General features: G+C 43.7%; 7 protein-coding genes. All 7 read left to right on the top strand.

Going from position 1 to position 12,893, the window contains the following annotated elements; genetic code table 11:
- The first annotated feature begins 223 nt into the window (after nucleotides 1–223).
- The 7 genes from IY568_RS16670 to IY568_RS16640 all read left to right on the top strand — a co-directional run bounded on the left by IY568_RS16670 (nucleotide 224) and on the right by IY568_RS16640 (nucleotide 12,887).
- Complete coding sequence (locus IY568_RS16670) at nucleotides 224–3,025, top strand: M4 family metallopeptidase (RefSeq protein WP_194868163.1); 2,802 nt, start codon at nucleotides 224–226, stop codon at nucleotides 3,023–3,025.
- Between the two features lie 90 nt (nucleotides 3,026–3,115).
- Nucleotides 3,116–5,068 carry a Hint domain-containing protein gene (locus IY568_RS16665; RefSeq protein WP_194868162.1) on the top strand — a complete coding sequence of 651 codons (1,953 nt, stop codon included), beginning with the start codon at nucleotides 3,116–3,118 and terminating at the stop codon, nucleotides 5,066–5,068.
- Nucleotides 5,069–5,121: 53 nt separating this feature from the next.
- Nucleotides 5,122–6,369, top strand: a complete 1,248-nt coding sequence (locus tag IY568_RS16660) for a hypothetical protein (RefSeq protein ID WP_194868161.1) — start codon at nucleotides 5,122–5,124, stop codon at nucleotides 6,367–6,369.
- 9 nt (nucleotides 6,370–6,378) lie between these two features.
- Nucleotides 6,379–7,248: a GEVED domain-containing protein gene (locus IY568_RS16655; protein ID WP_194868160.1), complete on the top strand. Its 870-nt coding sequence runs from the start codon at nucleotides 6,379–6,381 to the stop codon at nucleotides 7,246–7,248.
- A gap of 10 nt (nucleotides 7,249–7,258) precedes the next feature.
- Nucleotides 7,259–8,737: an internalin gene (locus IY568_RS16650; protein WP_194868159.1), complete on the top strand. Its 1,479-nt coding sequence runs from the start codon at nucleotides 7,259–7,261 to the stop codon at nucleotides 8,735–8,737.
- 244 nt (nucleotides 8,738–8,981) lie between these two features.
- Nucleotides 8,982–9,704: a PKD domain-containing protein gene (locus IY568_RS16645; RefSeq protein WP_194868158.1), complete on the top strand. Its 723-nt coding sequence runs from the start codon at nucleotides 8,982–8,984 to the stop codon at nucleotides 9,702–9,704.
- A 675-nt stretch (nucleotides 9,705–10,379) separates the two neighbouring features.
- Nucleotides 10,380–12,887, top strand: a complete 2,508-nt coding sequence (locus IY568_RS16640; protein WP_194868157.1) for a hypothetical protein — start codon at nucleotides 10,380–10,382, stop codon at nucleotides 12,885–12,887.
- Nucleotides 12,888–12,893 lie beyond the last annotated feature (6 nt).

The following is a 12,893-nucleotide window of genomic DNA, read 5'->3' as shown; positions in this document are numbered from 1 at the left end:
CTGAGCGTGATTGAGGTGCGAGCGCGAATATGAAATTTTAACAGGTTGTTTGTTTTTTGTTTCATTTTCGGTGTTTGTAAATTACGCTTTTATGACGTAATACGTTAGGTTTGAACACCCTATAAAAAGAAGTAATTACTTCATAGTGTTAGCGCTATAGCCGGGTCACAAACTTACAAGGGAAGTCTATTTTTTAAACTATGTGTATTCAGGGAGAGAGTGAATGCCTATTAACAAAGTCCCCATGGTGGCCTTTTTGTGCTGTTTCAGTTGTCTGAGTTACGCTGATACACAATGGGTCGACAAGCACACATTACTAAATCAACAGCATCTGTGGCAGGAAATTGAGGAAGTATTGCAGGCGCAAGTCCGGGTAGAACCCTTGGCGTTGAAGACTGGACCTGCCGAAAAAGGGCTTACTTATCAGCACGTAAAAACTATAGGAGCAGCCAAACGGTTCGAGCATTATCAGGTTCTTTATCGAGAAAAGCCAGTGGTCGATGGGCAATTTGTACTCGTCAGGAACAGTGCGGGCCAGATCCTACAGGGCCTTGGGGCTGCATTGAGGGTGAAAGAGGTAAAGAAGGCTCTGGATGGTCAGTACTTTCATAGTTCCCTGTTGGAAATCAGGCAACGACTGCTTGCCGATCCAAACATAAGCCCGGAGACTCAATTTAAGGATTTCGGCCGAGCTTATATGGTTTGGCAAGGCCGCTTGATTGGTGTGTTTCAGGTCACGGCCACTTCGAAAAAGGGCATACATAGACTCACTATCAGTGCTGATACACTCAGCGTACTTCAATCTGAGCAGGGGGTTGATCATTTTTCTGATGAGGGCCGATATGTGGCTGCTGGTGGCATTGGTGGCAATGAAAAAATGGGGGCCATATGTTACTCACCGCAACCGGCGACCATGGAGGCTTGTCTTGGATATCAATACGATGAAACGACCAGCGCTTCAACTGAACTGTTGTTTAATGATGTAAGTGATACAGATAGCCCACTCATCTTCGCGGAATTCGACGGTTATCCTTTTGTGGTGAGAAAAGAAGGTGGAAGTTGTTTTTTGGAAAACCCGTATGTGCAGACTATTGATTATAGTGCGCACAACACGAACCCCTTTAACTACAATTGTGTGGGGTATTACGAGTATTTTGACGGTGCAGATGTAGATAAAGACTATTTTGACTATTTTAGCTACAGCCCATTAAATGATGCCCACTTCTACGGTGGACTGACCATGCAGTTTTTTCATCTGCAGTTAAATGAACTGTTTCCCGAACAGCAAGCCGCCTGTGTGAATGATGGATTCTGTCTAAAGGTACTCAAACAAAGAGTAAGAAACAATACTTTGGGTATGAACAAGGCCTACTGGGACGATACTTATGCTAATTATGGCACCGGATATTATGGCTACAGTCATTACTCTCATACTACTTTAAGTGTGGTTGCGCATGAGGCTGCGCACGCATTAACACACTGGAATAGCCAGCTAGGAAATAGTGGGGAAGCTGGAGCCTATAATGAAGCGTTTTCTGATATTGCCAGTGTAGCAGTATTGGATTATTTACAGCGTAAAGCTGCGGGTAGCTTTAGCTCATCTGAGGCATTTATAAAACAAGTGTTAGATGGCTCGGAACGCCCACAAACAGATAAGAAATGGTGGATCGGCTGGGATTTACGAGTCCAAGATATGGGGGAGCGTTACTTCGCTCTGCCGTCCCTTGATGGCAGTAGTATCGATCACCTTAGTGCGTTTCGCGCAAATATGTCTCACTATGACGTGGGTGGTATTTTTAGAAAAGCATTTTATGAGCTGGTAAAAACTTATGGTTGGACAATAGAAGAAGCATTCAAACTATTTTTAAACGCTAATGTATCATGTCTGCCCTCTAGTGCTAGTTTAGATGATGCTGCTGCGTGTCTTATGTTGGTTGCAGATTCAGGGGTTGTGGGTAAGCCTGAAGAGGCAGCGTTGAGGAATGTTGATGGGGCATTGCACTTGGTGGGACTGGTGGCGCAAACGTCTGAAATTTCCAGCTTGGCAGTTACTGCTGTACCACAGTACGATGAATTTAGATATTTGATTGAGACGCTGCCCATCTTTGAAATAGAGCATATTGCCGTTGAGTGGGGGGATGGAACTACTGAACAATGGGAGCGTAACGCAGGTGATGCTATTTACCCGTTTTTACAAAGGGTTCATGCTGTTGAGTCCGATTTGCTTTTTCGCTTTAAATTTAAAGTGGTTAAAAGGAATGGTGAGGAGCTATTTGCCTTCCGGGATTATTATTCACGTCCATTAGGCATGATTTGCTCACCTTGGATTGGGGATAAAAAAACGGACCTAGTGAATGATGTGACCATCAACCAGCAAAGTCTGTTGTTGGAGCCACAAAGTTACCAAGAGATTTTTGATCAGCCTCTTACTCTGTACGTTGAGCAAGAGAACTCGATTGAGTTAGGCCTCGGTTCAATTGGGCAATATGTGACCGTATTGTTGGATACTAATCGCAATGGGGTATTTGAATCGCAAGACGTTTATTTTGAAGGCCAGATAAAGAGTGATGAGCGTATATCATTAACTTTCCCTGGTGGAATATTGCCAGGCAATATAATGATGCGTGTGACTGTTGGAGATAGCTACAATCATATATATAGCTGCGGTGGCATCACTAAAGGCCAAGTTTTTGACCTAAAAATAAACGTTGTAAAGTCAAGGAAACCTACTTTCTCTGAATTTGACTTTGAAATCAAAAATGAAAATAAAGTTAAGTTTATTAATGCTCTGACGCCAAAATATTCAAATAATTCTACTGAATCAAAGCTGTCTGAGAGCTCAATTGACTCAGTGCATCTCTATTTTCCAAATGCGACTTCTTATATTTTTAGACCTCGAGCTTATTTTGACCTGAAGTCTGGAATGAATCGGCGTCTATATCAGCGTTCTGAGTTGATAATGTTCTTAAATCGTCAAACAAAAAAAGCCATACCTAAAGCTAATGTAGTTCTTCATCCGACTTAACGCGATTACTTGCAGTAGGGTTCTATTTGCATATCGCAGACGGGACCTGAGCGTTTGCTCAAAACACTCTCCATATTAAGGGAATAAAATATGAAACCTCTCTATTTATCCATTGCACTGGCATTGGGGACGGTATCCGTCATGCCTGAAGCTTTTGCAGGTCTAATCAAAGCCAACAGCAATGTCGCATATCAACAAGACATGCAGAACAAAAATGCTCGCTTGAAAGCGCGGCTAGCGCAGCACGGTCTGAGTAGAAAAAATCGACCTCATTTGTTTTCTCTGATTGAGCAAAGGTTGGAACAAAGTTCGTCAAGTGCCGAACATTTTGGTCTTCGTTCGTTACAGAACTGTACGTTTGGTAGGCCTGATTTGTGTTCTTTTTTTAAACATATGGGGGTGGAGCCAGCGACAAGTCCGTCTACAGGTGAACAATTTGTTGTACTCTCTGCCTTGAATAGTAAAACGGTGTCGACAGATTACACATTGATAGACCTTCGTCTGATCAATGAAAAAGGCGAGCAACTCACCGAGTCTGCATACAATGAATACTTTGGTGATGGCATTGAAGCTAAGCGTAAATCTGTTTACTCGTATGCTAAAACACAAAATATTCTGTCAAAACTTATAGCGTCGGAACGCATTTTTGCTGATGGCTGGATCACGGTAGTATACAAAGACTCTAATAACAGGCAGGTTGTGGAAGATCGTAACGTTGTGGTGGAGTATTCAAAAGAGACTTTGCTCGCTAAATTAGGCTACCTTAGCCAGTCTACGTCAGCTACACCTAGCGCTGCAGATTTTCCAATAGCCCCTATGGCGGCGCAAGGTGGTTTTCAAACTAAAATTGAAATGCCCACTGACAACCGCTCTGAAGCAGGTGCGGGCGTGCCGGATGGCAGGATCGTGATGTGTCTCAATCGGAACTTTGGGGATTGCGATTATGAAAATATCTATCCGACAGGAACTCCAACCAGTGAAACCAAACTAAAGGTGCCGTTCAAGGGGAGTTTCCGTGTAGTGGGTAAAGTATCTCGTATCTACTTGCCGGACTTTACTACGCTAGAGGTAAAGGAGATAAATGGCGAAATCACACTAGTTGAGCACCCCGTAGTTGACCAGCCAGTTTTCGTGAATCATGGCACAAATATATTTATTCAGACAAAAGAGGGCGGAGGTGCAGTGCCGATTGGGGGGTCTAATTATCAAGCTATTAGCGGCTTTTTTGCTAGAGAGTTAACCCTCAAGTATGAGAAGTGGAATGGTATTGATAGAACAGTTATATCCTGGGATATCCCACAAAATGAAGGTGTATTCGGAGATGCTACCTTATTTGGTAGATATCAGGATACCCACTGGATTATGCATTTTGCACTTGATCACGTAATTCGCCCTGGGAGACCGCCGCTAACGGCTTCTTTTGTTATTGGCTCCTCAGATATGGATAGTGGTTGGCAGGATATAGGTCATCCCCAGATGCAAATTGTATATAGTTGCCTGGCCGAAGGCACTTTGATCACCTTACCAAATGGTAAGCAGCTTCCAATAGAACAGCTTGAAGTGGGCGACCAGGTGTTGGGTGCCAGTGAGTTTTCACCTGCTAACCATCTAGCACTGACAATTGAGGATATTTCTGTTGGTGTTGAAACCATCCCTATGGTTCAGCTGAGAACTAAGTCAGGTAAAACACTGTTATTGACTGAGTCTCACCCTGTTGTGATGCAATCTGGTAAAGCTGTCTGGGCGAGTAAGGTTGAACAGGGTACGCAGATCTTAACTGAAAATGGGCTAGAGATGATCACTCACATAGAGGAGGTCGAGTTTACCGATAAGGTATATAACCTTCGTCTGGGTCGCGGTAATGATGATCCGGATTATCAGCCAGATGAGTCCTTCAGCATGTTTGCAAATGGCCTGCAAGTGGGTGATTTGGCAATGCAAAGTGAGCATGAGTTTAGCAATGAGATCGAAACAACTGAAGATGTGCTTAATCGTTTGCCTCAGGCCTGGCATCAGGACTATCTGAACAGTCTGAAGCAGTAGTCATGGATTGACAAATACTAAGGCCCATCAGGGCCTTTCATGGAGATATGATTATGAAAATACGTAATGTGGTTTCGATTATGTTGTTATTTGGGGTCGCCCTGTTATTGATAAAGGCACACGCTCTCGATATAGCTGTCCATGAAGTAGAGAAACGAACAAACATTGATCAGAGTAACGACCTAGTGCCGCTGGGAACGGCTTATCAGAGCAAAGGTAAGCGATTTTTAGGGCTGCAATCTGTGCTTGGCAGACGAGTTGAGCATCTGGGTAATACGCATATAGATTTCAGAGTAGGTGTTGACTTGAGCTATCAGCAAGCTCTCAAGCTTGTTGATGGTAAGGTTGATGCTGGCTTCGAATTGCCTGTGGTACGAGCGGATGCAGGTGCAAACTATGCCAAAGACATCAGTGCTGACAGGTATACGGGTACTTACACTGTCTATTCTTCAATTAAACCTAAATCGAGTATGTTGATTCCCAACAATGATTCGGGCTACCAGCCGACACTAGCCGCAAAGGAATTGGCGAAGGCATATCCCGGGAACAAGGCAAGTAACCTGGGTGATGGGTTTGTGCATGGTTTTGCGTATGGCTCAAATGTCGTCATTAATATGAAAATTGAGTACCGAAATGAAACAGACAAACGCACCATTGGGGGCTACCTGAGTGTTGACTGGATAGGCACAGTGAAAGTTGACGGTGAACTTCAGAAAATAGCTGAAGATAAGAGAAAATCAGTTAAGATCACTATAAGTGGTATCCAAAGTGGGGGAGATCCCAACAGGCTGCTACAAGTCATACCTAACGGTATTATGCACTGCACATTGTTCAACCCTGAACCCTGCTTTAACTTGTTTGAAGCGGCGATACATTATCTGAAAACGGACTACATCAATCAATTTAATTCATTGGATGATTACAATATTACTGACGTATATACAGCCAGTTATCTGGATTCTGGTGCAGATCTCCAACTGCTTATTCCTGATAACGGTTACACACCCGGTAATTACCTGACGCGATTAATCGTCAAGGAGCTGACGGCACGCTGGATAGATGAGCGATTGGTTTATCGGCGTGCAAAAAATCTGCAACGTTATTACGCAGCACAGTTTTCTGCGCAACAACTTGAGCAGCTGCAGGATATTGAGACTAAGAGTCGTGCTAACGCCAACCTATTTGCCGATTTGGTGGACTACTGTGAGCGTAACCCTGAAGGCAATCACTGCATTGATTACGAGGCCGATAATCTGGTTTATTTGCGTGATTATAGCACCATCAGTGACGTATTAAGATAAGGATATCCCATGAATATACTCAGATTTTTATTGGTTTTGTTCGTATTGCTTGTGTCTTTAGGTCTGCCAGTTCTGGCGTTAGCATCAGAGCAAAATACAAATACACACCAGCAAGCCAGGTTTAGCGAGCTGGGTGACTTACTTACGGTAGAGCAGGCTCAAGGCCGGTTTGCCTGGTTGAGTAAGTGTTACGATGGATTATTGGTTGAGCTGTGGGAGCGAATGCATGGCACGACCGATATTGTCGGTAAAGAGGAAAAACTTCGTCAGCTTAGAGAGTTATGGCTCTCTGACGCTGCGCTAGCCGCGGGGAAAGCTCAGTACCTGACCTTTGCAAACGTTGATTTTACCAATCCTTATCAATGGTATGCAGGTACCAGCGCGGGCGAAGCGTGCTCTATCTTGCCCCCAGAATATGAGCCGGTTGCCCTTAAAACGACAGTTTTGCCGAGATCATATTGTGATAATCGCAGCTATGATCACGAATGGGAGTGGATCTCTGAAGTAACAGTGGATGATTTTATTCACCAGTCTGAGAAACATGAACATAGCTTGGTTTCGGGAAAAGTGATTGTACTCAGAGCAAATCAGGTAGCGAAAGTGACCATTAAGCCGGGAAACAAACAGCCGGAGTTTCCTTCTTATGTAGCTGTTCGGGTATGGCTAGACTGGAATCACAATGGTCAGTTTGAGCAATCTGAAATGGTGTACCGTTCGGCATCATCAGGCGTTTTCAAGTTTTTGCTGGATGTGCCCACAACAGTGCCTGAAGGTTTGACGTTGATGCGTATTGCAACCGATGCTGGCGGAGGCTCGGATAACGCGTGTACTCGAATTCATTATGGTGAAGTCGAAGATTATCTGGTGACGGTTCGTTAAGGAAGATGATATGAAACCTATTTACTCTGCATTACTGACGATAAAGTTGGCGGTTGTAAGTGTTTGTACATACAGTACTGATACTCAGATGACCCATAACAGTCTTACAGGCTCTGTCATTTCGGGGCTGATCAATGATCATATAGAAGTAGGCACGGCTTATGATAGCCAAAAAAAGCGCTTTTTGAATGTACAAGCTGTCAGTGGTGTTGTTGACGAGAGCTTTGGTAATACCGAGCTGCAATTTAAAACCGGTATCGACATGAGTTACGACGATATGCTGACTATGCTTAATGGCAGTGTTGATACTGATGTGAATTTCCCTGTGGTGCGTGTATCTGCCGGGGCCTCTTTGGCAAAAGAAATGGCATCCAGCACGTATTCAAGCTCCTACACATTCAGTGCTTCCAGCACCCCGAAAAAGCGTGTGTTTTTGCCTGTGAATCAAAACACAGGATATACCCTCTCACAGGTTGGAGAAAAAATAGCGCACAATCATCAGACTCAGTTACAAGACTTGGTTGGTGATGAGTTTGTGACTGGTATTGAGTATGGTGCAAATGTCCTGGTCAATTTAAAGATTGACTATGGGAGTAATAAAGATAAGTCAGATATTGGAGGGTATCTGGATGTTGACTTATACGGGGGCGCATTTAATGTCGGCGGGCAACTTAATTACTTGCAGCACGATAAAAAATCGTCGGTCAAAATAACGGTGAGGGCGGTTCAGCAAGGAGGTGATCCCAAACAGTTGCTGAGTGTCATACCCAATAATATCATTACCTGCTCTTTGGATAACCCACAGCCCTGCTTTGATATGTTTTATGAGGCAGTTAAATATGCGAAAACGGGATTTAATGGTCAATTAACGTCACTCAGTGATTACAATGTGGTACGTTACTACACAACTCGATACGACAAATCCTCATTGCCATTACGCGCGCTGGTACCAGAATATCAGATAGTGAGAAATGCAACCAAGTGGTTGATCAGCGAACTGGAAGATGACTTCAAACAGGCTATTTTGGATGAGCAACAAGCTGCCAGTTTGCTCAACAGCTATTATGCCTATTTGCCTGAAACACAGCGCCTGGCTGTAGAGCGCATCAAGAGTCTTGCCTATGACAATGCGTGGTTTTCCTTCACCGCAGCCCGGTTTTGTCGTGATAACCCCTTTGGATATGCTTGCGAAAATAAAGTTCAGGAAATGAAAAACGCCTGTATGCAGCGCGGGAAATCTTGCCCAGCGAGCTACGATATAACTGATTTGCAGTTGCCTACCAGCGATGCTCAGGATTGGAAACAATGTGAGCTGGCGAGGCAAGAGGCTGTTCGTTCTGGTGCTGTGTCACAAGCGCACAGTGTTCTGTTTCGTAATTTGCGATGGGCACCGACTTTCATTGATTCAGCTGCACCTGCACGTGGGATTTTGAACTGGCGATTGTGTGAGGGGGCATTAAGCACTTATGGTATGGCTTTTCAGCAATAGAAATATCGTGTGTGTCTGTTAGCAGGCACACGCTTTAAAGCTTAACTTCGTCAAAGATTATGGCACCTTTGATGGTGAAATAACAACCAATGTGGACTGATTAGATTCAGGTTTATATTCGTTTACATTGGCGCGTATATCGATTTTTTTGTAATTTTTATGTTAAAGTGAGTTTGGCGTTAGCTGGGAAATGAACACGGTTTTGGTGTTGTGAATGCTTCAATTTCACTATCAAGGAGTGACTATGTACAAAGTAATGAGCGGTCTTTTATGTTTTTTGACGTGCACTGTATTGGCAAGTGACGCGCAGTACTTTTGGCGGTTTGGTGACGGTGCTGTATCTCATGATGCTGAGCCTGAGCATCAGTACGAACAACCGGGGATTTATACTGTGACCCGGGAGGTGTATCAGGGTGGCAAATTATTGGAGTCCTCACAGAAACTGGTTGATCTTATCACGCCAAAAATCTCCGGGTTGGTGATCGTGCAGCCAGAGCAAGTCGTGCAGGGCACAAATGTCGAGTTTCTGGCAAACTTGACGTCTAGTGAGCCGCTTGATTTAAATTTTCAGTGGTTTGTTGCGGGCGAGCCCATCGCTTCGGGTTCACAAACGGGCAAGTTAACTACTCAGTTTGCTGAGTCAGGTACTGTCGAGTTGTCGGTTGATGCAATGTGGCAGCAAACTGTCGTGTCGAGTGCAAGCACACAGCTATCAGTTCAAAAGCCTGAAAGTGAAAAACCTGATGGAGAAGATGGTGATGGCTCCGATGGGAGTGACAAAAACCCTGATGGCGATAACTCAGACGGTGGAAGCGATAATGACAATGGCCAGACACCAGGAAAAGAGGATGGCAGTGACAATAAAACGCCTGACACTGGAAAGTCTGGTGACGGGGGCTCTGGCGGTAGTCTTCATTTCCTGATGTTAGTCCTCGCAGGTGCCAGTATTATACGCAGGCGTCTTTAGTTAAACAGTCCTGTCAACTCGTTTAGCTGCCAACACTTTGGCAGCTAGCGACTTTCCCTTCATTATTCACTTAAATTACTTTGTCATCTTGAACTTCTATACGCTTCTATAAGCAGCATAGTATTACTTTGCTGATCTGAGTGGTTATCAGGCACATGCATTGTCGGATGGAGCGACCCGACACACCAACAACAGACAGTTACCCTTGTTATCGGCTGACTTGTTCTTGAGTAGTAAGCACTTGTGATGTGGAACGGTTTCATTTCTTTATTGCTCTGCACGACAAGAAACTACTATTTACTGATTTTGTGATCGCTGTAATTCCCAAGCACAGCGCGCGCTGCTCATTTATCAGCAAGAGAGATTGTTATCTTTGCTGGCTGGCAAGGACCATGATGTGTCAGGCAAATGCCGCCCAGTCTCTGAATTTAAGCCTGCATAATCTCAAACTATTGCATTTTTTAGTCACTGTTGGGCTAAGTTGGGGTCCCACGATATAGTTATTTTGTAACTGTAAAAGTCTAGTCCTCTGTGGCAACTGTTTGAACCACTTGTATATTTGCTGTACACTGCCTTCTCTGTACCTTTTATGGTTAATTTCTTTTTGCTAATTGTAATGCAAGGGTTAAAATGAACGTCAGGACTATAGTTTCATTTCTTATTTTTTGGGGAGTTGTGTCTTCTGCACTGGCCTCAAAAAGTGTCTATGCCGCAGGGTATGCGTATAACGCAAATGCGGGTTTTTCAGTCTCTTCATTTCCGAATGCAAGTAGTGACTTTTTAGTTATTAGTGGCACACAAAAGCTTGAACGGTTAGAGTTTTCTCAATTCAGTCAAGCCGGCAAGCCCTTGACTATCAGAGTGGCTGAAAACAGCCCCCTTGAAACTTTGGTGATAACAGCACCACATATGAAGCTAAACAGTAAAATTTCAGTCGTTGGAAAAATGATTGATGTGGTGTTTGCGACCAATTCCACCAGTTTAACTTGCCAAAGCTGTAGTTTTGATAATATGGGGCGGGTTACCCTGTTAAATGGTGCTTTTTCGGGTACTAACCTTAACTCTGGCAGCACAGGTAAAGTTGACATCAATAATCTTTTTGCACCAGGGGTCCAGTCTCTCGAAATAATCGCGAAAAGCATTGTGACCGCAGGCGTAATTGATACAAACCTGAGAGCAGAGCGTCACCCCAGAGGCGGGTTTTCAGTATCACCAGAGGGTAACTACATTATTGGTGCAGGTGGCATCAATCTATATTCGGGTGAATTTAGTATTAAGTACAGTAACCTGGATATCCTGACGGCAAAAACGACCACATCATCTTATGTTCCGGGTGGCACATTCAAAGCAGCTAGTATTGGTATCGTAGCAGCGGGCCCGGTATCCATTTCCTCACAAACTGAGCTAAATACGCTATCTGATGCACTAGCGACCAGTACCAGGTTAAACGACTTCTATGCGCCGAATGAGGGAATATTCATTCAGGTCGCTCAGAGCAACAGTGGAAATGTATTCTTATCTGGTAAATTGTATTCTGATAACATTGTAACGGTTAAAAACCGTAATACAGTCTCTGTTCAGAGCTCTTCTCATGTTATGGCAAGCACATTCAAGGTACTGACTGAGGGCACTTTTTACAACTATGGTCGAGTTGATAGCAGGGCCATAGAACTTAAGGGGGCGAGGGTAATTAACAGCGGCCGACTTGTTGGGCAGCGTATTGAAATCGATAGTGATGGCGACGTATACAACAGTTTTGGTGGCGTTATGCAAGCTGGAACCATTAAAGCTACTTTGACCAATGGTATCTTTACTAATGGTTCTCGTACGACACGGTCTTACACACCTTCTCCATTAGCGTTAAAAACACCGACTTTAGACGTGACCAGCGCTAAACATGGCCTATATCAAAATGCGACCTTCAGTGGTTCCAACAGGTCTAATCTTAGTGCTTCTATTCACGCTAATTCTTTGTCAATCAGTGCGAAAGCTATCGAGAATATAAATCCTTATTCATTGAAGAAAGGGTCAGGTGAAAGCTGGGATTCAGGCATAAAGGTTAGCACCATACAGGCTAATCAGGTACGAATGTCAGCAGAGCATGCCCTGGAACTGAAAGCGAAATATTACATTCGTAACTCCTCTGCCATTATGGCACTCAATCAGGCGGGTAATTTTGACGTAAATACGCCTAAATTCTACAACGAGCGTTACAGACTGGAAGCAACGACCTTCCTTGTGTCACAAATGTCTTACGATGCGACCGATAATGCCACCTACAAAGAAGTACAAGTTGGTACTGAATCTAAAATAACGGCGTACTCGCCCCCAGGTCGCATTATTAGCTATGGCAAGTTGAAAGTCAGTGATGGTAACAATACAGATTCCGATGAGCAATTGGTAAATGCTTTCTCATATTTTGAAGTATTTGGGCAAAGTCACTTTCATCAGCTTGAGTTGAAATCAGTGGGACTTGAACTAAGCAGAGATATTGCAACTGCTGCGGTGACGAATATGCGGCTATGCATGCTTGGAGTCCGATGTAAAACCGATACAATAACAACTTATGCTGAAGCTGAAACCCTGCTTTCGTTGCAAGGTAATGTATATGGTCTGAATGAGCAAATGCTATCAGAGACCGACTATACGCAAGAGAATATCAATGTTCAGGACCAGATCAGAAGAGAAGCGATTGATAAATATAAGGCCCAGTTTATTTGGGATAAGTCGAGTACTCATTATTCTCGGGTAACTAGTATCAAAGCTGAAGGTGACTGGCTCTCTGGTACTTACAAAGTATGTAACGGAACTAAGTACATTTTTTATGTTGGTGTCGAGGTTCCAGCTTGCGTTAATTCTTCTTTTGGAACTCGAATTTCTAAGCTCGTAGAAGAAGAAATTAAAGATAACTATGTTGGCACAACTGGCAAGACACACGCACAGATAAAGCAAGCATCCATCAATTATGTTGACACACTACCTAAAGATAATCCGACAGCCATAGAAACAATGGATAGTAAATCGTATCAGTCTTACGCATTTAGCGCCGATTATAAGACCATAACGATCGTATACATAGAATATGGCAAAACATGGACTCCTGGCTCTGGTCAGGGCTATATCAAGTATAACCGTCGGCTCAGCAAAGAATTACCATTCTCTGATCTGATTAAGCATTTATAAGGGACT

Source organism: Pseudoalteromonas sp. PPB1, from assembly GCF_015356275.1.
GTDB classification, from domain to species: domain Bacteria; phylum Pseudomonadota; class Gammaproteobacteria; order Enterobacterales; family Alteromonadaceae; genus Pseudoalteromonas; species Pseudoalteromonas rubra_D.
This window is presented reverse-complemented; position numbering and strand designations above follow the sequence as displayed.